The 21,301-nt window shown below is 65.6% G+C and carries 22 protein-coding genes and 1 tRNA gene; 16 read left to right on the plus strand and 7 right to left on the minus strand.

Annotated elements, in window-relative coordinates:
* Positions 1-3: 3 nt before the first annotated feature.
* Together GRI59_RS03955 and rpe are read right to left on the minus strand one after the other, a co-directional pair.
* Positions 4-1,881 (minus strand): heparinase II/III family protein, encoded by a 1,878-nt coding sequence (locus GRI59_RS03955; RefSeq protein ID WP_160759879.1) that lies wholly within the window; start codon positions 1,879-1,881, stop codon positions 4-6.
* Positions 1,881-2,543, minus strand: coding sequence for a ribulose-phosphate 3-epimerase (gene rpe / locus GRI59_RS03960; protein ID WP_160759880.1), 663 nt, complete (start codon positions 2,541-2,543; stop codon positions 1,881-1,883). The genes GRI59_RS03955 and rpe overlap by 1 nt, the downstream gene beginning before the upstream one ends.
* A 223-nt stretch (positions 2,544-2,766) precedes the next feature.
* Here rpe and GRI59_RS03965 point away from each other — a divergent pair, with 223 nt between their 5' ends.
* The gene (locus GRI59_RS03965) at positions 2,767-3,312 is read left to right on the plus strand and encodes a DUF2141 domain-containing protein (RefSeq protein WP_160759881.1); all 546 of its coding nucleotides are present in this window, start codon (positions 2,767-2,769) and stop codon (positions 3,310-3,312) included.
* Positions 3,313-3,318: 6 nt separating this feature from the next.
* On the opposite strand, the gene GRI59_RS03970 is transcribed toward GRI59_RS03965, so the two are convergent.
* From GRI59_RS03970 to GRI59_RS03980, 3 genes are all read right to left on the minus strand, one after another.
* Positions 3,319-4,230 carry a hypothetical protein gene (locus GRI59_RS03970; protein ID WP_160759882.1) on the minus strand — a complete coding sequence of 304 codons (912 nt, stop codon included), beginning with the start codon at positions 4,228-4,230 and terminating at the stop codon, positions 3,319-3,321.
* A 10-nt stretch (positions 4,231-4,240) separates the two neighbouring features.
* The gene (locus GRI59_RS03975; protein ID WP_160759883.1) at positions 4,241-5,275 is read right to left on the minus strand and encodes a diacylglycerol/lipid kinase family protein; all 1,035 of its coding nucleotides are present in this window, start codon (positions 5,273-5,275) and stop codon (positions 4,241-4,243) included.
* 191 nt (positions 5,276-5,466) lie between these two features.
* Positions 5,467-5,907 carry an Lrp/AsnC family transcriptional regulator gene (locus GRI59_RS03980; RefSeq protein WP_160759884.1) on the minus strand — a complete coding sequence of 147 codons (441 nt, stop codon included), beginning with the start codon at positions 5,905-5,907 and terminating at the stop codon, positions 5,467-5,469.
* A 137-nt stretch (positions 5,908-6,044) separates the two neighbouring features.
* On the opposite strand from GRI59_RS03980, the gene ald reads away from it, so the two are divergent.
* On the plus strand, positions 6,045-7,139 hold the full coding sequence (gene ald / locus GRI59_RS03985; RefSeq protein ID WP_160759885.1) for an alanine dehydrogenase: 1,095 nt from the start codon (positions 6,045-6,047) through the stop codon (positions 7,137-7,139).
* A gap of 65 nt (positions 7,140-7,204) precedes the next feature.
* Here ald and GRI59_RS15915 read toward each other — a convergent pair whose 3' ends face one another.
* On the minus strand, positions 7,205-7,336 hold the full coding sequence (locus tag GRI59_RS15915; RefSeq protein WP_272916986.1) for a hypothetical protein: 132 nt from the start codon (positions 7,334-7,336) through the stop codon (positions 7,205-7,207).
* 160 nt (positions 7,337-7,496) lie between these two features.
* Between GRI59_RS15915 and GRI59_RS03990 the strand changes: the two genes are divergently transcribed.
* The 4 genes from GRI59_RS03990 to GRI59_RS04005 all read left to right on the plus strand — a co-directional run bounded on the left by GRI59_RS03990 (position 7,497) and on the right by GRI59_RS04005 (position 11,553).
* Positions 7,497-8,201 carry a VIT1/CCC1 transporter family protein gene (locus GRI59_RS03990; protein WP_160759886.1) on the plus strand — a complete coding sequence of 235 codons (705 nt, stop codon included), beginning with the start codon at positions 7,497-7,499 and terminating at the stop codon, positions 8,199-8,201.
* Positions 8,202-8,356: 155 nt separating this feature from the next.
* A complete protein-coding gene (locus GRI59_RS03995; RefSeq protein WP_160759887.1) occupies positions 8,357-8,962 on the plus strand; it encodes a cytochrome b/b6 domain-containing protein in 606 nt (201 codons plus the stop codon).
* A gap of 9 nt (positions 8,963-8,971) precedes the next feature.
* A complete protein-coding gene (locus GRI59_RS04000; protein ID WP_160759888.1) occupies positions 8,972-9,490 on the plus strand; it encodes a helix-turn-helix transcriptional regulator in 519 nt (172 codons plus the stop codon).
* A 122-nt stretch (positions 9,491-9,612) separates the two neighbouring features.
* Positions 9,613-11,553: a S9 family peptidase gene (locus GRI59_RS04005; RefSeq protein ID WP_160759889.1), complete on the plus strand. Its 1,941-nt coding sequence runs from the start codon at positions 9,613-9,615 to the stop codon at positions 11,551-11,553.
* Positions 11,554-11,606: 53 nt separating this feature from the next.
* Here GRI59_RS04005 and GRI59_RS04010 read toward each other — a convergent pair.
* Positions 11,607-11,683, minus strand: a tRNA-Arg gene (locus GRI59_RS04010).
* A gap of 166 nt (positions 11,684-11,849) precedes the next feature.
* Between GRI59_RS04010 and GRI59_RS04015 the strand changes: the two genes are divergently transcribed.
* From GRI59_RS04015 to GRI59_RS04060, 10 genes are all read left to right on the plus strand, one after another.
* Positions 11,850-12,236, plus strand: coding sequence for a hypothetical protein (locus tag GRI59_RS04015; protein WP_160759890.1), 387 nt, complete (start codon positions 11,850-11,852; stop codon positions 12,234-12,236).
* Positions 12,237-12,302: 66 nt separating this feature from the next.
* Entirely contained in the window at positions 12,303-12,818 is a 516-nt protein-coding gene (locus GRI59_RS04020; protein WP_160759891.1) for an MmcB family DNA repair protein, read from the plus strand.
* 73 nt (positions 12,819-12,891) lie between these two features.
* A complete protein-coding gene (locus GRI59_RS04025) occupies positions 12,892-13,668 on the plus strand; it encodes a sterol desaturase family protein (protein ID WP_160759892.1) in 777 nt (258 codons plus the stop codon).
* A complete protein-coding gene (locus GRI59_RS04030) occupies positions 13,665-14,114 on the plus strand; it encodes a DUF2141 domain-containing protein (protein ID WP_337190226.1) in 450 nt (149 codons plus the stop codon). Before GRI59_RS04025 ends, GRI59_RS04030 begins: the two co-directional genes overlap by 4 nt.
* A gap of 127 nt (positions 14,115-14,241) precedes the next feature.
* The gene (locus GRI59_RS04035) at positions 14,242-15,996 is read left to right on the plus strand and encodes a hypothetical protein (protein ID WP_160759894.1); all 1,755 of its coding nucleotides are present in this window, start codon (positions 14,242-14,244) and stop codon (positions 15,994-15,996) included.
* A gap of 51 nt (positions 15,997-16,047) precedes the next feature.
* On the plus strand, positions 16,048-17,412 hold the full coding sequence (locus GRI59_RS04040; RefSeq protein WP_160759895.1) for a M48 family metalloprotease: 1,365 nt from the start codon (positions 16,048-16,050) through the stop codon (positions 17,410-17,412).
* Positions 17,413-17,453: 41 nt separating this feature from the next.
* Positions 17,454-18,182 carry a DsbA family protein gene (locus GRI59_RS04045; protein ID WP_160759896.1) on the plus strand — a complete coding sequence of 243 codons (729 nt, stop codon included), beginning with the start codon at positions 17,454-17,456 and terminating at the stop codon, positions 18,180-18,182.
* The gene (locus GRI59_RS04050) at positions 18,182-19,186 is read left to right on the plus strand and encodes a M48 family metalloprotease (protein ID WP_160759897.1); all 1,005 of its coding nucleotides are present in this window, start codon (positions 18,182-18,184) and stop codon (positions 19,184-19,186) included. Before GRI59_RS04045 ends, GRI59_RS04050 begins: the two co-directional genes overlap by 1 nt.
* A gap of 86 nt (positions 19,187-19,272) precedes the next feature.
* Positions 19,273-20,487 carry a sensor histidine kinase gene (locus GRI59_RS04055; protein WP_160759898.1) on the plus strand — a complete coding sequence of 405 codons (1,215 nt, stop codon included), beginning with the start codon at positions 19,273-19,275 and terminating at the stop codon, positions 20,485-20,487.
* A complete protein-coding gene (locus tag GRI59_RS04060) occupies positions 20,484-21,290 on the plus strand; it encodes a LytR/AlgR family response regulator transcription factor (RefSeq protein ID WP_160759899.1) in 807 nt (268 codons plus the stop codon). The genes GRI59_RS04055 and GRI59_RS04060 overlap by 4 nt, the downstream gene beginning before the upstream one ends.
* The last annotated feature ends 11 nt before the right edge of the window (positions 21,291-21,301 follow it).

Genomic DNA, 21,301 nt, shown 5'->3' on the forward strand with positions numbered 1-21,301 from the left:
AATCTACCCTGTTTTCCTAAACAGCCAGGAGAATTGCCCCCCGCTGCGCAATGCCAGTCCTTCGATCACCAGCTGCTCGGTGGCATGGGGCCGGCCGTCACCGTCGACCCACAAGCTGTCCTCGGCAGTGAGGGTGATTGCGTCGGCGCCGGCCCTATCGCCGCCTAGCCGGAATTGCCAGAGCCGACCGTCGGGGAGCAGCAGGCTCGCGCCGCGCTTGTCGCCCGAAAGCTGCACCTCGACCCCGCGCCCGAGATGGAAGCGCAGTGCAAAGGCGATCTTGCCGCGCTTTCCGTTCTTGGCAGTCGGGATCAGGAGGTCTTCACCCGCCAATTCGGTGCCATCGCCCGACAGGGTCAGGATGCGCTGGTGGGTGAGGCCGAAGCGGCTGGCATAGCCATCATGCGCGGCATCGATCCGGGTCGCCTCACGCCCGCGTGACGGCACGGTGCGGCGGTCGAAATTGACCGTCTCGACCCCCTTGCCGAGCTGGCCATTGAGCAGCACCGCGGTGGAATTGGCGTTATCGAGCACCAGCGTCGAGAACGCGGCAGTGGCGCGCAGGCCTTGCCCGATGCGCGCGGGGACCTGTCCGCCTGCGAGCGCCGCGCCGCCGCAATTGACGATGACCCGCTGCGGCCCATCGGACAATTCGAACGCCAGAGTCGAAGCGCAGCCGGTCCGAGCGTGCTTGGCGCGGGGCGGCGGGGCGGTGTCGAATTGCAGCAGGGTCTCGCCCGCCTTGGCCCGTTGATAGCCCCAGCCCTGCACCACTGACAGCGGCCGGGTGCGCACGCCGCTCGCTTCGATCACGGCGTTGATCCGGTCCGCAGAAATCGCGCCCTGTCCCTGCCAGCTGCCCAGCATCCCGTCGCCGTGCCGCAGCGCCAGCAAGGGCGGCACCAGCAGCTCGCGCATCACTTCGAGCGCGGCGGGCGGGGTGACTTCGGCGGCTTCGTAACAGGCGATGAGATCGGTCAGCAGGCGGATCGCATCCAATTGCGCGGCGGGACAGCGCGACAGCAGGCCGCCATCCTCGCCCACCATGTCGCCCAGCGCTTTGACGAGGCCTGCCTCGCCGAACAACCGGCGCGGCTTGCCGTGGGGGAGCAGCAGGCCTGCCGCCACCACGCCCGCCCATGCAGTGACCTGCCCGAACCCTGCGGCTTCCCGCGGCGCGTGCTTGTCGAGCCAGCCTGCGGTTTCCGCGATGGCAGCAAGCAAGCGCGACTTCAGTTGCTTGTCCTGCCCGCCCAGCACCAGCGGGGCATGGACCAGCCACGCCATCAGCCTGAGACCGGCGTGCTCCGGTTCCCACGCCGGACCCTTGCCCAGTTCGCGGTGCGCATGGAGCCATTGCGTCGCGATCCGCTCAGCCACTGCGGCGCCATCGGCGCGCGGCGCACTGGCGGCGAGATCGGCGAGCCAGCTGAAGGAATGCAGCACCCGCTCGACGCCCGGTGCATGGCGCGCGGCGGCGGAGAAATCGAAGCTCGCGATCGGCAGGCGCGCGCCGTGGATCAGGAAGTGTCCGGCGCGCAGCGCGGTCCCGGCGGCCCGGTCCCCGCGATTGGGGCTTTCAACCGTCGCCAGCACCCGCAGCGGCTGCGGTCGGCGGAACGGCGCCGCAAGCGCATGACCCGGAACGCCCAAGCGATAGGCCAACCGCATCAGCGCTTCACCGGGGCCAGCCTTGACCGCGATCACGTCGGATAGTGCCAGTGCCCGCGAGGGTTCGGTCAGTTGCGGCTGTTCGGGGGAAGGGGCAGGGGTTGCGCCCAGTTCGGCCCCGGTGGCCAGCGCCAGCACCGGATTATCGGCAACCCGCTCCACCAGCGCATCGGCACGGATGGAGGCCGGGGTGCGCAGCAGCGTCGCCATCAGCGCGCGCCTTTCAGGCCTGCAATATTGGCAGCATAGGCATCCGGCCCGCCCTTGAACGTCGCCGAGCCTGCCACGAGCACATCGGCCCCGGCCTCCACGCACATCCGCGCGGTTTCAGCGTTGACCCCGCCATCAACCTCAAGATGGATCGCCCTGCCCGAGCGCGTGATCATCGAACGGATGCGCGCGATCTTGCCCAGCTGCGAGGCGATGAAGCTCTGCCCGCCGAAGCCGGGGTTGACGCTCATCACGAGGATCAGGTCGGCAAGGTCCATCAGATTGTCGAGGACTTCGACCGGGGTGCCCGGATTGATCACCACGCCCGCCTTCTTGCCGAGCGCCTTGATCGCTTGCAGCGTGCGGTGGATGTGCGGCCCCGCTTCGGGATGGACGGTGATGATATCGGCCCCGGCATCGGCAAAGGCCTGAAGGTAAGGGTCAACCGGAGCGATCATTAGATGCACGTCGAACGGCTTCTTGGTGTGCGGTCGCAGCGCTTTCACCACATCCGGGCCGATGGTGATATTGGGCACGAAGTGCCCGTCCATCACGTCGATGTGAATCCAATCTGCCCCGGCCGCATCAATGGCGCGCACTTCCTCGCCCAGCCGAGCGAAATCGGCAGACAAGATCGAGGGAGAAATCAAAGGTGATGGCATGGCGCGGGCTTAAGGCCTTTCTGGGACGCTGCACCAACCATACGAGTGCCGCGAATCGCGCCACAAGGCGTTCAGCAGACCTTTTCCACCGTCAACATCCCTGTTGGGGGCAATTAAGCCGTAATTCAGGCACGGATCGTCATAAGCTCTTTATGCCACGATGGCTTTGACGACGTGTCCTTGCTTGCGCGCACGCCCCTCTCCCCTTAACCATGAGATGTCCATGACAGGTTTTTTGCCCTCTGCCCGCTTGCCTGAACGCAAGTCGCCTGCGCTTTTGCCGGTGGTGGTGACGGGTCTGGCTCTCGCCGGACTGGTCGCTGCGCCGCTCGCTGCGCAGCCCTTTACCTATGCCCGAACCGCCCCGAACGACATGAGCCAATGTGCGCCGGGCAAGGGTCCGGCGGTGCGCGTCGTGGTGAGCGGGCTGAAATCATCCGCAGGCAACCTGTTCGTGCGCGCCTATCCCGCCAACAGCCGCGATTGGCTGGAGAGCAAGCGCTATATCATGCGGGTCGATGTCAAGCCGCAAGCTGGCAGCGTGACCGTGTGCGTGCCGCTGCCTGCGACGGGCGATTTTGCGATCGCCGTCCATCATGACGTGAACGGCAACCGCAAGTCCGATCTGTCTGATGGGGCGGGGATGTCGAACAATCCTGGGATCAAAAAAATTCTCGGCCTCGTCCCGCGTCCGCCTTCAGTCGACAAGGTGCGCTTCAACGCCGGTTCGGGTGTCACCCGGATGGCGATTTCGATGCAGTATATGTGAGGCTGGTTATCCCGCCCGCTGCCGGCGACGGTGGCGGCGCAGGTCCAGCAGCACTTGCGGCGCGGCCAGCAAGGGGAAGCGTTCGCGGAACGGCGTGACGGCGACGGGCATGCCCGTGTGCCGCTCGATCTTCCACGCGGCATAACGCGCCGCGCCTTCGAAGGTGGTGCTGGCCTTGACCAGCCGCAGCAGATTGAGCGGCTTGCCCATGCGGCGGCGGCGTTTCCACCAGCCAAGGATGCGCGCACGCTCGGCAGGAGCAAGCTGCGGCGTGAGGGTGGAGCCATTATGGCCGGACGGGATGCCGCCTGCCTCCAGCGCCAGCGGCAGTAACCCGGCGAAATGCTCAGCATTGACGCTCAAGATGTCGTTCTCGCGGCCTGATTTCTCGACCCGGAATTCCGCGCTGTATGTGGCGCGGAACAGCGCGCGCCAGTAATCCTCCGCCGTGCCGCTGGCGGGGCCAAGCGTTGCCGCCAGCCGCGCTGCGGTCTTGGCGGCTGAGGCGATGGCAGCGATCACTTCGCCGCGCGCTGTATCATCCACCGCCCAGATCAGCGCGCTTGGCTGGACGAACCGCGCCCAGATGGTGGTGTCAGTCAGATCACCACTTGCGGCGCGCGCGAAGGTGGCCAGCCGCATGGTCGCTACCTTGGCGCGCAGGGTCACGCCTTGATGGTCGCGCTCATGGTAAGAGACTGTCGGCCAGATTGCGCTTTCAGTGGTGCCCGGCAGCAGGATGTAGAAATCGAGCACGCCATCGAGCGATCCGGTGCGCAGGTTCGATCCGTAGAACAGCACGGCCCGCGCGCCTGCCGCATCGCCCAGCGCGCGCGCGAATTCTGCCACAGCAGGATCAATCGGTACGGCAAGCCGCGCGGCGATCCGTTCGACGAGTGCCGAAGGCCCCACGCTCATTGTGTACCGCTCATGGCGCGATGAAGGCGAGCTCCGGCCCCTGCTCGATCAGGTAATCGCCTGCCGGGAACGCCTCGCCATCAAGGATGAACTGATCGTCGATCGACAGGCTGAACTGGGTCGCGGCGAGCTGGTGGATGCCGCGCTCACGCAGGGAGCCACGCAGCTTGCCCAGCAACGCCAGCGGCACCAGCGCGGTGGTGCGGCGCGAAATCTGATCGACCGCGACGAGCTTCAGCCCGCTCTTGAGCGCGCCGAAGGGCTTGATCCCGGCAGGCAGGCGCTCCAGCGTCGAGGCGAACAGCAACTGCCGCATGTCGGGATCGCCGTGGCCGCTATGCTCCATCGGTGCATCCGCGGTGCCGAGCCCAATCTGCATCCGCGCGCCTTTGCGCCACGGATTGCTCCGCCCGGCGAACAGCGATTGCAGCAGCCCCCAAAGGCCGGTGACCGCCACGACCATGCTGTCGAACGCGCCGAGCTTGTGCGCGCTTTGCCCGGCTTGGGTCGCCTTGCTGAAAGCTCCTGCGCCAAGGATGAAGCCAGCGACACGCGAACCGGGCTCATCCATCCGCGACACTGCCATCGGGCGGCGCCACACGCGGGTGCCATGATCCAGCGCGTCAATTGCGTCTTGCAGCGTCCAATCGTCCGGCACGCCGAGATCGACGGTGAGCGCGTTGGTCTTGCCCTTGGGGAGCACGGCAATCGCCGGCCATTCATCGCCAAAAATGGTCTGCCCACAGGTCAGCACGTCGCGCACGGTGCCATCGCCGCCATTGATGACCAGCAGATCAATGCCCTTGGCGGCGAATTCCGCCAGCGCCAGTGGCAACTGCCCCCGCTCGCGCGGCTGGGCGATGTGGACATGCGGACACACGCCGCAATCGAAATCGGCGCCAAGATTGCGGTGGCTGCGCGGATTGTAGATCACGCCGACCGTAGGCGCCTGACCCACGTCACGCACCCGCCGCGCGCGGCCGCGCGGTTTGTCCGCAGGGTCAACCCGCGGGATTTGCGCAAATTCGTAGATCGGCGTCGCCATGCTCGTCCTATAGTTGTCGGAAAACTAACTTTCTACCGCAATCTTGACCCGGAACTGTCACAACGGTCTTGTGAGATCGGCGATCTGCCCTGAAAAACAAGGGGGCCGGCGACGGAAGCCAAGCGGTTTGCGACGGGTGTCTTGCGGGCGATGGCTGCGCCGGAGGGCCGGGGCCGTCCAAGCAGCGCGGCCTAATCGCCGCCTTCCAATGTACGAATGGTGAACTGGCTCACCAGCCGTTGCACGCCCGGCAGCGCGGACAGAATCTCGCGGTGGATGCGTTCATAGCTGTCCTGTTCGCGCACCAGCACCTTGATCAGATAGTCGGATTGCCCGCTCATCAAATAGGCCTCGACGATCTGCGGGGTACTCGCCATCGCGCGCTCGAAAGCGAGCATGGTCGCCTGCCGCTGATCGGTGAGGGTGACCTGCACAAACACGGTCGAAGGGTTCCCGCGCGCCGCTGCCGAGAGCCGCGCCCGATAGCCGATGATCGCGCCGCTTTCCTCAAGCGCCTTCACCCGCCGATGCGCGGCAGACGGCGAGAGGCCGACCCGCTCGCCCAGTTGCTCGCCGGTGAGGCGCGAATCTTCGGCCAACAGATCAAGAATTTTCCGGTCGATGCGGTCCATGCGCAGAATTTCTGCGCCAATTGGGAGAAGTGTGCAAGATTTTCCCGTCTACCCGCCTCGCCATGCCGATCATTGCGAAGAACGCGCAACGCCCTTCTGCTAAAGGCGCCGCAGAGAGATACAGCAGGAGAGATATCATGCGCGTCGGCGTTCCCACCGAGATCAAGAACAACGAATACCGCGTCGGCCTGACCCCGGCAGCGGTCGCTGAACTGACGCGCGCAGGCCATGAGGTCGTGGTGCAGAGCGGCGCGGGCCTCGGCGTGGACTTCACTGACAGCGCCTATGTGGCGGCAGGCGCGGCGATCCTCCCCGATGCGGCGGCGGTGTTTGAAGCGGCCGAGATGATCGTCAAGGTGAAGGAACCGCAGGCCGTCGAAGTGGCGATGCTGCGCCCCGACCATGTGTTGTTCACCTACCTCCATCTCGCCGCAGACAAGCCGCAGACCGAGGGCCTGATGGCGAGCGGTGCGACCTGTATCGCCTACGAGACCGTGACAGCGCCCGACGGCACCTTGCCGCTCCTGAAGCCGATGTCCGAAGTCGCCGGGCGGATGAGCGTCCAGTGCGGCGCGCATTACCTTGAGAAGCATCAGGGCGGCCGCGGGGTACTGCTTGGCGGCGTGCCGGGAGTGGAGCCGGGCAAGGTCGTGATCCTCGGCGGCGGGGTGGCGGGCGTGAACGCGGCGCAGATGGCGGTCGGCTTGCGCGCCGATGTGACGATCTTCGATATCTCCAACCGCCGCCTCGCGGAACTCGACATGGTGTTCGGCAACCAGATCCGCACCGCCTTCGCCTCCACCGCCGCAATTGCCGAAGCGGTGGCGGGGGCCGACCTCGTGATCGGTGCGGTGCTGGTGCCCGGAGCCGCCGCGCCCAAGCTGGTGACGAGGGAAATGATCGCTTCGATGCGCCCCGGCACGGTGGTGGTCGATATTGCGATCGATCAGGGTGGTTGCTTCGAAACCAGCCATGCCACGACCCACGAAGACCCGGTGTTCGTGGTCGACAGCGTCATCCATTACTGCGTCGCCAACATGCCCGGCGCAGTGGCACGCACCTCGACCATGGCGCTGGGCAATGCGACGCTGCCGTTCGTGCTGAAGCTGGCGAACATGGGCGCCGAGGCGGCGATGGCGGCTGACCCGCATCTGGCGGCCGGGCTTAACGTGTCGGGCGGCAAGCTGCACATTCCCGCCGTGGCCGAAGCGTTGGGCCTGCCGCTGGGCTGAGCGGTTGAGGCCGGGGCGTCAGCTGTCGGTCAACAGCGATCGCTCATAAGGCAGCCAGAGCGTAGTCACGGCTCCGGCGTCGCGGCAAGACCGCAGCCATTGTCGCCGACATAGGCCGCAATACCCGCCACGCCTGCTCCACGACCTGCTCCGGCCGCGCTGCCTGGCTTGCGGCGAGTTCCGCGCGCGCCGCCCATGAAAAGTCGCAGGGAGTTCACGGGCCCCGACATTAAATCCGCGTGAAAACGGTGCGCCGTTTCCTCACCGCGCAAGTGCTCCTGCTGTTGCAATCCCGCCCTGAAAGGCGGACACTCGCGACCAAGAACCGGGGAGCAAACCCGGTGGAGCCACAGAACGATGACAACCGCCAGCGCCCACCCCGACGATCCGCACTATGTCCACCGCACCGGCTGGCTGCGGGCATCCGTGCTGGGGGCGAATGACGGGATCATCTCGGTGTCTTCGCTGATCATCGGCGTGGCGGCGGCGACGCCTGAACCGGGCGCGATCATGGTTGCCGGGGTGGCGGCGCTGATGGCCGGTGCCATGTCGATGGCGGCGGGCGAGTACATCTCGGTCTCCAGCCAAGCCGATTCCGAACAGGCCGACATCCGCCGTGAGGCCGAGGCGCTGGCCGCCACGCCAGCGGACGAAGAGGCGGAGCTTGCCGCGATCTACCGCGCGCGCGGCCTCAGTGAACAGACCGCCGCTGCCGTTGCACGCGAGCTGACCACGCTCGATCCGCTGGCAGCGCATGTGCGCGACGAGCTCGGCCTGTCGGACCAGCTTTCGGCCCGCCCGTTGCAGGCGGCACTGGCGTCGGGGCTAACCTTCAGCGCAGCGGCGGCCGTGCCCTTGGCGGCGGCATGGCTTGCACCGGCCGATGCGATCACCTTCACTGTGGTGGCGGTATCGATCCTTGCGCTGGCCATCCTCGGCGCGCTCGGCGCCAAAGCCGGTGCCGCACCGCTTGTCCCCGCCATGCTAAGGGTAGTGGGCTGGGGCGCGTTCGCGATGGCGACCACGGCTCTGGTGGGACGCTTGTTCGGGGTCAGTGTCTGAGGCGCTGGCCATAAGCACCTGCTTAGGCAGGGCCGGATAAGCAGATCGCCAATCGCGCGGCGGCACAGGCCAGCACATATGACGCGGGTCAGCGGCTTGCTTTGTCCCCCCCAATATCCAGGGCAGTCGCTGGCACCCTTCGCAAAGGATGCGCCATGACCGCTACAACAACACCCGCCCGCCGCCGCTGGGATCCAATCGTTCGGATCACGCACTGGTCGATCGCCTTGGCCGTGCTCGCCAATGCCCTCGTCACCGAAGAAGGCTCAGGTCCCCACATTTGGGTCGGCTACGGGCTCGCCGCAATCCTCGGACTGCGCCTGTTGTGGGGGCTGGTCGGACCGGCCGAGGCGCGTTTTGCCGCCTTCTGGCCGAGCCCGCGCAAGGCGCTCGCCCATCTGCGCGACATCCGGGCTGGCACCGTCACCCCGCACGCCTCGCACAATCCGCTGGGCGCGCTGATGGTCTATGCCATCTGGGGCTGTCTGCTGACGATCATCGCCACCGGGATCACGATGGCCGGACCGCCTCCATGGGACGGCGCGGAGCGGGAAGAGGAACATCGCAGCATTGCAGTCTCGGGGGAAAGCCATGACGAAGAAGGCGAAGAAGAAGGCGAAGAAGGCCTGCTCGGCGAAATCCACGAAACGGCCGCCAACTTGCTCTACCTGCTGATTTTGCTTCACCTTGCCGGGGTAATCTTCGAGACCCGGCGCAGCGGCAAGCAGGTTCTGGTGGCGATGGCCCCGTTCGGGCGATAGGCACGTGTCATGAATGCAAGAACGCGCAGCATTGAACGCAAGGCCGCCGGGATCAGCATCCTGGTGGCCTTGCAAGCCTTGGCCTGCGCGTTCTTTCTGGCCGATTTGGTCGGCGATGTTGTGGCAGACGGAATCGGCCTGCATTTGGTCATCGAAGGCATGGCCGCTATCGCCCTGCTGGTCGCGGTGGTGCTGGGAAGTTTCCAGGTGCGCAGCCTGATCGCCGCTGCCCGGCGCGACGAGGCCGCGGTTGCCGCGGCGCAAGGTGCGATGTCTGACCTGATCGCTCTGCGCTTCGCGGAATGGCAGCTCACCGCGGCCGAGGCTGACGTGGCTTTGTTCGCTCTGAAAGGCTGCGATATCGCCGAGATCGCAGCCTTGCGCGGCTCGGCGGCAGGCACCGTTCGCGCGCAGCTCACCCGGGTCTATGCTAAGGCCGGTGTCGATTCCCAGTCAGGCCTGATCGCGCTGTTCCTCGAAGAGCTCATCGCGCTGCCCGATCGCGGGCCTTCGGCGCCGCTCGGCTGATTTCTCGGCACTGGCGCCGCCGCGCCCATTTGGTATGGTTGTCCCGGGGAATGCACGAGAGTGCACATTTGCGAGTCTACTGGCGAGGGAAGCCGGGCAGGCCGCGAGAGGGGGGAATTACGATGCGTTCGATTATCACCACGATCCTGTTGTTATCGGCCTCACCGCTGGCGGCTCAGATTGCCACGCCCGAGCGGCCGGTCACTGATCCCACGACCATCGAATCCCCGGTAAACCCGGAGGCGAGAGCGGTGCCGCTTGAGGATATCGGCAATTCGCGCGGATTCGCAGGCGTCACCTGGAGCGCAGACGGCAAACACGTGTTCATTTCGACCAACCTCACCGGGCGGTACAACATCTGGCGGGTCGATGCCGAAGGCAGCTGGCCGCTGCAAATGACGCAATCGGACGACGCGCAAAGCGGCCTTGCCGCTTCGCGCGATGGCAAGTGGCTCTATTTCACCCAGGATAACGGCGGGGATGAATATTACGATCTCTACCGCGTCCCAACCAGCGGCGGCGCGGTCGAGCGGGTGACCGCAACCCCGGACCTCAGCGAGCGGTCGATGGTACCGGGCGGCGCGGACGGGCGGATTGCGCTGTCGGTCAAGAAGAAGAGCGAGGCGCAGTCCAATCTCGCGGTGCTGAGCCCCGATGGCACGGTACGCGTGCTCACCGCAGAGGCCGATCCCGACTTCGAATGGTCGCCCCGACTCTGGGCGGATGGCGGCCAGACGATTTTCGTCAACCGCGACAAGATCGATTCGACCATGACCGAAATCTGGCGCGTCGATGTCGCGAGCGGCAAGGCGATCAAGGTGCTCGGGCAGGATGGCACGATCTTCCGGGTGATGGACGTGAGCGCTGATGGTGAATGGCTCGCCGTCACCACCGATGTCGAGATTGGCCGCCCCCGCGCCGGGCTGTACAACCTCAAGACCAGCCAGTGGAAATGGCTGAAGCCAATCGTCTGGGACCAGTCGGCGCTGCGCTTCACGCGCGACGGCAAGGCCCTGCTGGTCGAAAGCTCTGACGACCTGCGCAGCACCTTGGTCAGGTACGATCTGGCGACCGGCGCGGAAACCGCGCTGAAACTGCCCACCGGCATCAATTACACGACCGGCAGTGATCCGCGCTCGCCCGATGGAAAGTCGCTGCTGGTGGTGAACATGGCCGCGAACGTCGCGGGCGAGCTCAACCGCTATGATCTGGCCGATAACACCGTGACGCCGATCACGCAGCTGGCCCTCGCCAGCCTGCGGCCCGAAGCGCTCGCCGGCTCGCAGATGGTGACCTACACCAGCTTCGACGGCACCCGCATCAGCGCGCTGGTGACGATGCCGGCGAACCTCAAGCGTGACGGCAGCAACCCCGCAATCGTCTTCCCCCACGGCGGGCCGACCGGCAAGACTGACGACTATTTCGACGATATCGCCGCCGCGCTCGCCAGTCGCGGGTTCATCATCATCGCGCCCAATTTCCGCGGCTCGACCGGCTACGGCAAGGCATTTCAGGCTGCCAACTACGACGATATGGGCGGCGGCGACCTTAAGGACGTGATCGCGGCCAAACAGTTCCTCGTCCAAAGTGGCTATGTCGATCCCAAGCGCGTCGGCATCTTCGGCGGTTCTTACGGCGGGTTCATGACGCTGATGGCGATCGGCAAGGCGCCTGACGAATTCGCCGCCGCAGTGCAGTTTTTCGGCATCATCAACTGGCGCACCATGTACCGCGACATGGACGAGGTGCTGAAGGCCTATCTGCGCAGCCTTATGGGCACGCCCGAGGAAAATCCCGAAGGCTATGACCGCGCCTCACCCCTCACCTACGTCGCCAATGCCAAGGCCCCGCTGCTGACGATCCAGGGTGACAACGACATCCGTGTGCCGCGCGGACAGGCACAGGAGGTGGATGACATCCTCAAAGCCAAGGGCAACACGGTTGAGACGGTGTTCTACCCCGCCGAAGGTCACGGCTTCAGAAAGCGCGAAAACCAGCTCGATTCGCTCAAGCGCACAGTGGATTGGTTCGAACGTTACCTCAAACCGGCCGCGGCGAAATAGAAAGCGGCAGCGGGCAGCGCCGCCTGCTGATCCGATTGGTAGTTGTTCGGAGGTGGCGCACCCGACAGGATTCGAACCTGTGACCTCTGCCTTCGGAGGGCAGCACTCTATCCAGCTGAGCTACGGGTGCATGGTGCCATGCGGTGCGCGCTATTCTTGCGCGCGGCGCGGCGCTTAGCAAGAGGTGGGGCGTGATGCCACACAATTGTTCCTGAGCCCGGGCAGGTGCGGATGGCCGCGCAATCGCCAGGATCGGGCTTAACCAATCGGCAAGGACGCCCGCCTAGGCTCCTGCCATGGCCACGCTTCCGCCCGAGATGATTCCCCCGCAGGCCGCGATCCTGCCTGCGGACAGCGCCGCACCCGAGGCGTTGGCCGAAGCATTGGTGGCGCTCCACGGTCAGGCGGCCGGATTGGCGCTGCTCGCCCGGTTGGCACCTGAGCCGGTGGAGATCGGCGGCGAGCTTGCTGCGGTGATTGCCCGGGCTGCGCCGTGGCAGCGGGCGCTGGTCTCCCAGACTGTCGCCGATTGCGCTGCGATGCTCGACAGCGGGCTGGCTGCGCTTGGCACGTTGGCGCGCCGGGGGCAGGACCCGGCGGCTCCGGCGCTGGCGCTGTGGCGCGAGTTTCATGCTGCCCGCGCCGCAATGGTGAGCGTGCTCGCGAACCCGCGACCCGACTAAAGGCGCTTGCCTGATAGCATTCGAACGCGGCTTGACTGCGTTCCGCTTTCGTTCCAACTCTGCCATATGGACGGCAGGCCGATTTCCTCCCCTGATTCCCCCATGCCGCTGGCCGCACCTTTGGCGCTCGCCGCTGGCGATGTCGCGCGCGGGATCGGGCGGTTGTTCGCGCGCAACGATATCTGGTGCCTACCTGAAGTGCCGCTGAGGAACGGTCGCCGCGCCGATCTGATGGGGATCGATGCCAAGGGGCTGGTCGTGATCGTGGAGATCAAGGTCGCCCGCGCCGATCTGCTCGGCGATGCCAAGTGGCCCGATTATCTCGATTATTGCGACCGATTCTTTTGGGGTCTGCCGCCGGGGCTCGACCGTACACCGTTGGAAAGTGAGGCCTACAGGCCCGGCACCTGCGGGGTGATCGTCGCCGATGGCTATGATGCCGAAATCCTGCGCCCCGCGGCGCTCGAACCGCTGGCGGCAGCGCGGCGCAAGACGCAGGTCGAACACCTCGCGCGGATCGCCATGCGGCGGCACATGGCGCTGCTCGACCCGCTGGCAACAGCGCTCGATTCGCACGGATGAGTTTGGCCCCCTGACTTAGCCCCCCTGACTTAATCCTGTCGCGCCGTTCGGATTTGCGGCATATCATTGGGCGATGCTCCCCGCTGACACGCCCGTTCCGATTGCGCTGCTGATCGTCAGTCTCGCCGTCACGCTGATCGTGGCGCTGCGCTATCTGCTGACCAGCGGGCTGTTCGCCTATGCCACGGCGAAAATGCGACCCGGACTGTATGACGGCAAGCGCGCACAGATCGCGCGCGAGGTGCGCTGGTCGCTGCTGTCCGCGGCGATTTATGGCGCACCGGCGGGGATCGTGCTGTGGGGCTGGCGGCATCATGGCTGGACCCAGATGGCCGCCGACTGGACGAGCCTGCCCTTGTGGTATCACCCGCTTTCGGTGCTGATCTACCTCTTCGTGCAGGACACCTGTTTCTACTGGAGCCACCGCTGGATGCACCGGCCCAAGTGGTTCCGCCTCGCCCATGCCGTCCACCACGACAGCCGCCCGCCGACGGCGTGGACCGCGATGAGCTTTCACCCGATCGAGGCGGTAACGGGCGCGATTGTGGTGCCAGTGCTGGTGTTTGTCGTGCCGATCCACGTCGCCATGCTCGGCCTCGTGTTGACCGTGGCGACGGTGATGGGCGTCACCAATCACATGGGCTGGGAGATGTTCCCGCGCTGGCTCGTTCACTCGCCGTTGGGGAACTGGCTGATAACCGCCAGCCATCACGAGCGTCATCACGAGGAATACAGATGCAACTTCGGGCTATATTTCCGCGTGTGGGACAGGCTGTGCGGGACCGACAAGGGCTTGTCGCGGCGGATCGTGACCGAGGCGGGGCACGGCGCGCAGGCCCTCACGCCGTGAAAGCGGGCGCGCTGGTGCTGGCAGGGCTTGGCGCGAGCTTTGGCGCTGTGCTGGCGGCGGCTCCGGCGCAGACCGGCGAGGTGGTCATCACCGTCACTGACATCCGCTCCGCCAAGGGCGTCGTGCGCGCCTGCATGACGACGCGCGCGGATATCTTCCCCAAATGCATCAAGGATCCGGCCGCGCATCGCACCGTGGTGCCTGCCAGCGGCAAGGTTGAAATCCGCTTCACCGGGGTCAAGCCCGGCCAATATGCCATCGCGCTGCTGCATGACGAGAACAATAACGGCAAGGCCGACCGGGCGATGGGGATGATGCCCAAAGAAGGCTATGGCTTCTCGCGCGATGCGCCGGTCCGCATGGCGCCGCCCAAGTTCACGGACGCTGTTTTCGCGCTGGGTGCGGGCACCAGCCGCGTGACCATCAAGATGCGGTATTTCCTGTAGTCTGATCGACCTACGGCTGAAAGGAATCGCTGCAAGATCAAAACATCCCGCATCGGTTTAACGGGATGTTTACCACGCTGCGCCAGAACCCTGCGTGACTAGGTTCACCAAGGGGCGGATTACAGCCATGGACACTCTGCGCGGCACCTTTGATTCCGACGCGAATGCGGATCGGGGCTGGGATGCATCCGACGACGACGGCCCCGAGTCGTCCCAGCGCCGCGACCTGCCGCCGCATGCGATCGGCCAGGACGAGCGCCGAATGCAGGTGCGTGCCTACAACCACTGGGCAAGCCTACTGGGCGAGCGCATGTTTCCCAATATCGAAGATCTCGATCCGGCCGCCCTCCCCGATTTCGGCCCGCATTCAGTGCTGCTCGATTTTTCGGGCGGGATCGACAATCCCGCCGTCTGCTTCCTCGGTGCCAAGCTGGGGCAGGAATGCGGCGCCACTGGCGTCATCACCCGGCTTTCGGATGTGCCGCCGCGCTCGTTGCTGAGCCGCATCACCGATCACTACATGCAGATTCTCGCCAATCAGGCGCCGATCGGGTTCGAGGCGGAGTTCGTCAACTACGCTGGCGTCGCCCTTCTATATCGCGGGATCCTGCTGCCCTATTCCAGCGACGATTCCACGATCGACTTCATTTATGGCGTGATCAACTGGAAGGAAATGGCCGACCAGCTGACCGCGGATGAGCTGCTGCTTGAAATCGATCAAGCGCTCGAACTGGGTTCCGAACTTGAACTTCAGGCAGAGCCTACTCTGCGCCCCGCCGACCCGGTGACCGACTGGGCCGATTCGCCCGCGCATGAAAGCGCGGATGACGGCACCGGAGCCGAGCAAGGCTTCAACGATTTCGCTGGGGAGTTCTCCGATACCTATGGCGATGATTTTGCCAGCCTCACCGCGCTTGATAGCGGGGCCGAGAAAGGCACTCGGATGCCCGACTTCAGCCAGTTCGGCCTCGGCGATGACGACGAGGAATATGACGAGGACGAAGGCGAGGGCGAGCTTGCCGGATACAACTTCGCCAGCCTCGCCGATTACATCGAAGCGCCGACCAAGAAGGCGATCGACCTCACTGGCCTCGAACCGCTGCCGGAAACCGAGCACGTGGAGGAGCCTGATTACGGCGCCGCCGATTTCGGCCCGGAGCCTGTGGCGGAAGCAGAGCCCGAGCCCGCAATCGAAGCTGCGCCCTCCTTCGAGCCCGTGGCGCCCGTCGCCGAACTGGTGGCCGAAGACGACGACTTCGTCGACGATCTGCCCGATGATGCCGGGCTCCATGATTGCCTTGCCGCCGCGCGTGAACTGGCGCGTGCCGCTGACAGCACGGAAGATCGCAGCCGCAACGCGCTCTATGCCGCAGTCAGCCGCGCCTATGACTTCAGCCTCGCGGCACAAGCTGCGCCCGATGACTATGCGGAACTGATCGCGGAAAGCGGCCTCACCGTGCAGGACCGCGCGCCGATGACCCCGGTGGTCAAGCTCGTGTTCGGGCATGACTACGACAAGACGCGCCTCACCGAATATGCCGCCGTGCTGACCCACGCCCACCGCTTGCAGCTTGAGCGCGGGAGCCTTTCGCGCTTCCTCGGAGAAGTCGAAGGCGGGGTGAAAGCCGTGGTCAAGGCCGAGCGCCGTCTGCGCCGCGAAGAGCAGGGCAAGCCGGTCGAAGATGCCGCCGCCGTGCGCGAGGCGCTGGCGCAGCAATTGCGCGCGCTCGATGCGATCTCGCTCGAACATCTCGACGGGGCCGGGCCGGAATTCGCGCTGGTGCTGATCCGCCGCGATGAAATCGGCTGCGCGGAAATCCTCGCCGAAGTGCCCGAAGACCTCGCCCAGATCGAACGCGCGGCACGCAAGCTGTTCGGCTGAGGCCGCGCGCTTCAGTTTGAGTTCAGGCTGAAACGCAGTAGGGTCGGCGTAATGCGTCGCCCCCAACCTCTCGCCGTCCTGCTTGCCCTGCTGGCGAGCGCGATTGTTGCTGTCCAGCCGGTCGCCGCGCAGTCGATCCTGCGCGATGCCGAGACCGAGGAACTCCTGAAGGACATGGTCGCCCCGCTGGTCGAGGCGAGCGAGCTTGAACCCGGCAATGTTGAGCTGGTCCTGATCAATGACGGGTCGATCAACGCTTTCGTGGCGGGCGGGCAGGCGATCTACGTCCACTCGGGCCTGATCAACGAGGCCGAAACCGCCAACGAAGTGCAAGGCGTGCTCGCGCACGAGCTGGGGCACATTACGGCCGGTCATGTGGTCCGGTTTGATGAGCGCACCAAGCGGGCGACCAATATCTCGATCCTGTCGCTGCTGCTTGGCGTCGGCGCGGCGCTGGCCGGGGCTGGCGAAGGCGCGATGGGCATCATCGCCGCTGGGCAACAGGCCGCAATGGGGAGCTTCCTTTCCTTTAACCGCGATCAGGAAGCTTCGACCGATCTGGCCGGCGCGCGTTACCTTTCGGGCGCGGGCATCACCGGCAAGGGGATGATCAAGTTCTTCGAGCGGCTGCGCGGCAATGAAATTCGCGCTGGCTACAGTCAGGCAGACGAAGCCGCCTATGCCCGCACCCACCCGCTCTCGGGCGACCGTATCCAGGTGCTGCGCGGGTTGCTGGAAAAGGACCCGGCGTGGGATGCGCCGCCCGATCTGGCGCTGCAAGAACGCTTCGTGCGGGCCAAGGCCAAGCTGTTCGGCTACCTTGCAGAACCGCAGCGCACGCTCAACGCCTATCCCCCGCGCGATACCAGCATCCCGGCGCGCTATGCCCGCGCCTATGCCTATCACAAGGAAGCGCGGGTCGACATGGCGCTGGCCGAGGCTGACGCGCTGCTGGCGGTAGAACCCGACAATCCGTGGTTCCTTGAGTTGAAAGGGCAGGTTCTGCTCGAATCCGGGCGGCCGATGGACGCCTTGGCTCCCCTGCGCCGCGCGACCGAGCTGACCCGCTCGCACCCGCTGATCGCCGGGATGCTCGGCCACGCCCTGATCGCGACCGAGAACAAGGCCAATTTCCCCGAGGCCGAACAGGTGCTGCGCGCTTCGGTGCAGAAGGATCGCTACAATCCCTTCGCATGGTATCAGCTGGGCGTGGTCTATGAAGCGCGCGGCGATATTCCGCGCGCACGGCTGGCAAGCGCGGAGCAGCAGGTGATGAACCGGCTCTACCCGCAGGCTTTGATGAACGCCCAAGCCGCTGAGGCGAGCCTGCCCTATGGCTCGCCCGACTGGATCCGCGCACAGGATGTTGCCCTGGAAGCGCGCGCTGAACTGGAACGGCTGCGCGACCGGCGCTAGGCTGACGCGCATTCACCCGCTGACCGACGGAACCCTCGCGAATGTCCTCCCAACCGCCTGCCTCCACCCCCGCAGACGCGCCCCGCACGCTGACCGCGACCTTGCTGACCGCGTTGCTGGCGCTGGTCTTCGGCTTTCTGGGCGCGGCGGCGTGGTCTTATTCCGGGCTTGCGGACAACCGCACCCGCACCTTCCTGCTCACCAACCCTGACCTGCTGCCGCAGATGGCGCAGGCTTACGAGGAGCAGGAAGCGGCCAAGCGGCTGGCGCAGATGGGCGGCGAAGTGCGCGAGCCCTTCCCGGGCGTGGTGCTCGGCAATCCCAACGGCAAGACCGTGCTGGTCGAGTTCACCGATTATAACTGCCCCTATTGCGAGGCCAGCCTCAAGGACGTGAACCGGCTGATTGCCGAAGACCCGAACCTGAAGGTCGTGATCCGCGAATGGCCGATCTTCGAAGGCAGCGATGTCGCCTCGCGCATGGCGCTGGCGGCCGGATTGCAGGGCAAGTACCGCGCGTTCCACGATGCCATGTTCGCGACCGGCGATGTCACGGCTGCGGCAAAGGCAGCCGGGCTCGACATAACGCGGGCCGAGCGTGATGCGGCGTCCGATGCCGTCTCGACCGAGATCGCCCGCAACCTCGATTTCGCCCGCTCGCTGGGCTTCACCGGCACGCCGGCATGGATCGCGGGCAAGACCCCGTTTGGCGGGGCGGTCGGCTACGAAAAGCTCAAGGCCGCGCTCGCCGCTTCGACCGAGGCGCGTTGATGCGCGCCATTGCGCTCGCCGCACTGATTCTGGCCGCCCCGCTGGCGTCGCAGCCGCAGGAGGCGCCGCCGGTGATCGACTACGCGGCCGAACGGGCGGCGATTGGGCGCTATCAGGACGCCGACCAGCGCTTGCAGGATGTGGGCTGGCACCTCGCCCGCACGAATGCCGCGTTTTGCCCGCGTGTCGTGCCGAGCATCGGTCTGCAATTGCAGGATATGGCGAGCTACGGCGTGCCTGCTATCGCCCGCGCCGCGCTGGGGCTGGAACGCGACTTCGCGGTGCAGACCGCCGCGCGCGGATCGCCCGCCGCGCTGTCGGGGGCGTTCACCCGTAACCGTGAGGTCATCGCGCTCGAGCGGTTCGACCCCAACGCGTGGCCTGCCGGCGCGGCGATGGAATGGCAGCGGTTGGTGCGCGCGCATGAACACATCGAAGCGATGCTGACCGAACACGGCGGCATCGCGATTGCCTTTGCGGATGGTGCGGAGGCGCCGGTCCAGCCGGTCGAGGTCTGCGCCACTCGGTTCGAACTGATGGGCGATGGCAAGCGGGCGGTCGCCGATGGCGCGCGGGTTGTGATCGGGATCGGTTTTCCCGCCTTCAGCTATGCGGAAGAGCCGCTATTCGCCGCGCTGGTCGCGCATGAGCTGGCGCATAATGTGCTCGGCCATAATGCCTGGCTTGAGCGCAACGGACGCAAGGCCAAGCACGTGCGCCGGGTCGAGCGGGAAGCCGACCGGCTGGTGCCGTGGCTGCTGGCCAATGCGGGCTATGATCCGCAGGCCGCGGTCACCTTCATGACCCGCTGGGGTTCGACCCATGACGCGGGGCTCAGGATGCGGCGCCATCACGAAGGCTGGGACGAACGGGCCGAAGCCATGGCCGCTGAAGTTCCACTGGTGCAGTCCCTGATGGCGGGTCAAGGCAAGGCCGACTGGGCCACCCATTTCCGCCGCGAGATCGACCCGGCAGGCGGGCTCATCTCCCGCCCGAAGCGGTAATCCTTGCGCCGAGCCGTGGCGGCCCCGCGATGATGCGACCGATTAGCCGTGTGGTTTGCGACGAAATGAGTTAGGACTGCCTGTCTATGGCAGTGCTCCAGATCCAGGCGGCGCCGTTCTTCGCCAGCAAGAACCGGGCGTTCTGGAACCTCCAGTTGGCAGGCTGGGGCGCGGCTTTCCTGTTGCGCGCAGTCTCGGCCCTCGCGAACGAGCAGCCGCTCGATTTGCTGGCGCTGATCCTTGTTACCACCATCACCGGCTTTTCGATCAGCCTGATCCTGTCGGTGATCTACCGCAAGTTGATCCACCAGACCCCGCTCGTGACCTGGGGGCTGACCGCCGTGGTGCTGTTCTTTGCGGTGGTGCTGCACGCTTCGATCGATGCCTGGGTGCAGGGGGTCTATTACGCCGCCAGCCGCGAGACGACCTTTGCCCAGCGGTTGATCGGGCTGCTCTATCTGCCGCTGACCCTGCTCGGTGGGTGGAGCGCGCTCTATTACGCGATCAACTTCTTCCTGACGGTGGAACAGCAGGCCGACCGGCTGGAGCGGCTGGAAGCGCAGGCGACCGCGGCGCAGCTGGCCATGCTGCGTTATCAGCTGAACCCGCATTTCCTGTTCAACACGCTGAATTCGATCAGCACGCTGGTGCTGCTGAAGCAGACCGAGCCCGCCAATGCGATGCTCACCCGCCTGTCAGGCTTCCTGCGCCACACGCTGATTGCCGAGCCCGGAAGTCAGGTGACGCTGGCGCAGGAGGTCGAGACCTTGCAGCTCTATCTCGATATTGAGCGGATGCGGTTCGAAGAACGCCTGCGCACCCATTTCGAGATCGAGGATGCCGCGCTCGCTGCGCAACTGCCGGCGATGCTGCTGCAACCCTTGGTCGAAAACGCGATCAAATATGCCGTTAGCCCGCAGGAGGAAGGTGCGCGCATCTCGCTCACCGCGCGGGTGATCGGCGATCGGCTGCGCCTCACCGTCGAGGATACCGGGCCGGGTATCGAAGACATGCAGCGCTTCATGGCGGGCGATCCGTCCGGGACGCCTGTGCCGGGCCGTCCGGTTTCCACCGGGGTCGGCCTTGCCAATATCCGCAATCGGCTGGCCCAGGCCTATGGCGACACACACCTGTTTGAAACCCGTTCGGAAGCTGGGGGCGGCTTTACCGTGCTGATCGAAATCCCTTTCACCCGGGCTGATGTCCCCGAACCCGTTCCGGCAGCCCCCTCTGCCGTGGCCGGGGGAGACAACATCATCCCCCTCAATCCCCCCCAACGAACTATCGGAACCCCCGCATGACCATCAGAACCATCCTCGTCGATGACGAAAAGCTCGCGATCCAGGGCCTCCAGCTGCGCCTTGCGCCGTTCGAGGATGTTGAGATCATCGACACCTGCGCCAACGGGCGCGAAGCGATCCGCAAGATCAAGACCGAGAAGCCCGATCTGGTCTTCCTCGACATCCAGATGCCTGGCTTTGACGGCTTTTCCGTCGTGAAGGGCGTGATGGAGATCGAACCCCCCCTGTTCGTCTTCGTCACCGCCTATGAAGAACACGCGATCCGCGCGTTCGAGGCCAACGCCGTCAACTACCTGATGAAGCCGGTCGACGAACAGAAGCTCGCCGACACCATCGAACGCGTGCGCCAGCGCCTGGCTGAGAAGAAGTCGGCTGAGGATGCCGGCAATCTGCTCGACGTGCTGGCGGAAATCGCGCCGGACCGCGCGGCGGACTTCGTCGAGACCACTGCCCCGGCGGCCGAAAGCGCCGACCGCTTCGAAAAGCTGATCAACGTCAAGGACCGCGGCCAGATCTTCCGCGTCGAAGTCGATACCATCGAGCATGTCGAGGCTGCGGGCGATTACATGATCATCTCGACCGGCGACAATTCGCTGGTGCTGCGCGAGACGATGAAGGATTTGGAGCGCCGCCTTGATCCGCGCAAATTCCAGCGCGTGCATCGTTCGACCATCGTCAACCTCGATCTGGTGCGGCAGGTAAAGCCCCACACCAACGGCGAATGCTTCCTGGTGCTGGAAAGCGGCGCGGAGGTGAAGGTGAGCCGCAGCTATCGCGATGTGGTGGCAAGGTTCGTCCACTAATCTCCACCCCG

The organism is Erythrobacter ramosus, assembly GCF_009828055.1.
GTDB classification, from domain to species: Bacteria; Pseudomonadota; Alphaproteobacteria; order Sphingomonadales; family Sphingomonadaceae; genus Erythrobacter; species Erythrobacter ramosus.

Coding starts and splice junctions, on each gene's coding strand:
- GRI59_RS03970 (WP_160759882.1), bottom strand. CDS start 4,230: ATGAGCGTGGGGCCTTCGGCACTCGTCGAACGGATCGCCGCGCGGCTT.
- GRI59_RS04050 (WP_160759897.1), top strand. CDS start 18,182: ATGCGCGCCATTGCGCTCGCCGCACTGATTCTGGCCGCCCCGCTGGCG.
- GRI59_RS03980 (WP_160759884.1), bottom strand. CDS start 5,907: ATGGACCGCATCGACCGGAAAATTCTTGATCTGTTGGCCGAAGATTCG.
- GRI59_RS04040 (WP_160759895.1), top strand. CDS start 16,048: ATGCGTCGCCCCCAACCTCTCGCCGTCCTGCTTGCCCTGCTGGCGAGC.
- ald (WP_160759885.1), top strand. CDS start 6,045: ATGCGCGTCGGCGTTCCCACCGAGATCAAGAACAACGAATACCGCGTC.
- GRI59_RS04060 (WP_160759899.1), top strand. CDS start 20,484: ATGACCATCAGAACCATCCTCGTCGATGACGAAAAGCTCGCGATCCAG.
- GRI59_RS03965 (WP_160759881.1), top strand. CDS start 2,767: ATGACAGGTTTTTTGCCCTCTGCCCGCTTGCCTGAACGCAAGTCGCCT.
- GRI59_RS04005 (WP_160759889.1), top strand. CDS start 9,613: ATGCGTTCGATTATCACCACGATCCTGTTGTTATCGGCCTCACCGCTG.
- GRI59_RS03995 (WP_160759887.1), top strand. CDS start 8,357: ATGACCGCTACAACAACACCCGCCCGCCGCCGCTGGGATCCAATCGTT.
- GRI59_RS04045 (WP_160759896.1), top strand. CDS start 17,454: ATGTCCTCCCAACCGCCTGCCTCCACCCCCGCAGACGCGCCCCGCACG.
- GRI59_RS03955 (WP_160759879.1), bottom strand. CDS start 1,881: ATGGCGACGCTGCTGCGCACCCCGGCCTCCATCCGTGCCGATGCGCTG.
- GRI59_RS04055 (WP_160759898.1), top strand. CDS start 19,273: ATGGCAGTGCTCCAGATCCAGGCGGCGCCGTTCTTCGCCAGCAAGAAC.
- GRI59_RS15915 (WP_272916986.1), bottom strand. CDS start 7,336: ATGGGCGGCGCGCGCGGAACTCGCCGCAAGCCAGGCAGCGCGGCCGGA.
- GRI59_RS04035 (WP_160759894.1), top strand. CDS start 14,242: ATGGACACTCTGCGCGGCACCTTTGATTCCGACGCGAATGCGGATCGG.
- GRI59_RS04025 (WP_160759892.1), top strand. CDS start 12,892: ATGCTCCCCGCTGACACGCCCGTTCCGATTGCGCTGCTGATCGTCAGT.
- GRI59_RS04020 (WP_160759891.1), top strand. CDS start 12,303: ATGGACGGCAGGCCGATTTCCTCCCCTGATTCCCCCATGCCGCTGGCC.
- GRI59_RS03990 (WP_160759886.1), top strand. CDS start 7,497: ATGACAACCGCCAGCGCCCACCCCGACGATCCGCACTATGTCCACCGC.
- rpe (WP_160759880.1), bottom strand. CDS start 2,543: ATGCCATCACCTTTGATTTCTCCCTCGATCTTGTCTGCCGATTTCGCT.
- GRI59_RS04000 (WP_160759888.1), top strand. CDS start 8,972: ATGAATGCAAGAACGCGCAGCATTGAACGCAAGGCCGCCGGGATCAGC.
- GRI59_RS04015 (WP_160759890.1), top strand. CDS start 11,850: ATGGCCACGCTTCCGCCCGAGATGATTCCCCCGCAGGCCGCGATCCTG.
- GRI59_RS03975 (WP_160759883.1), bottom strand. CDS start 5,275: ATGGCGACGCCGATCTACGAATTTGCGCAAATCCCGCGGGTTGACCCT.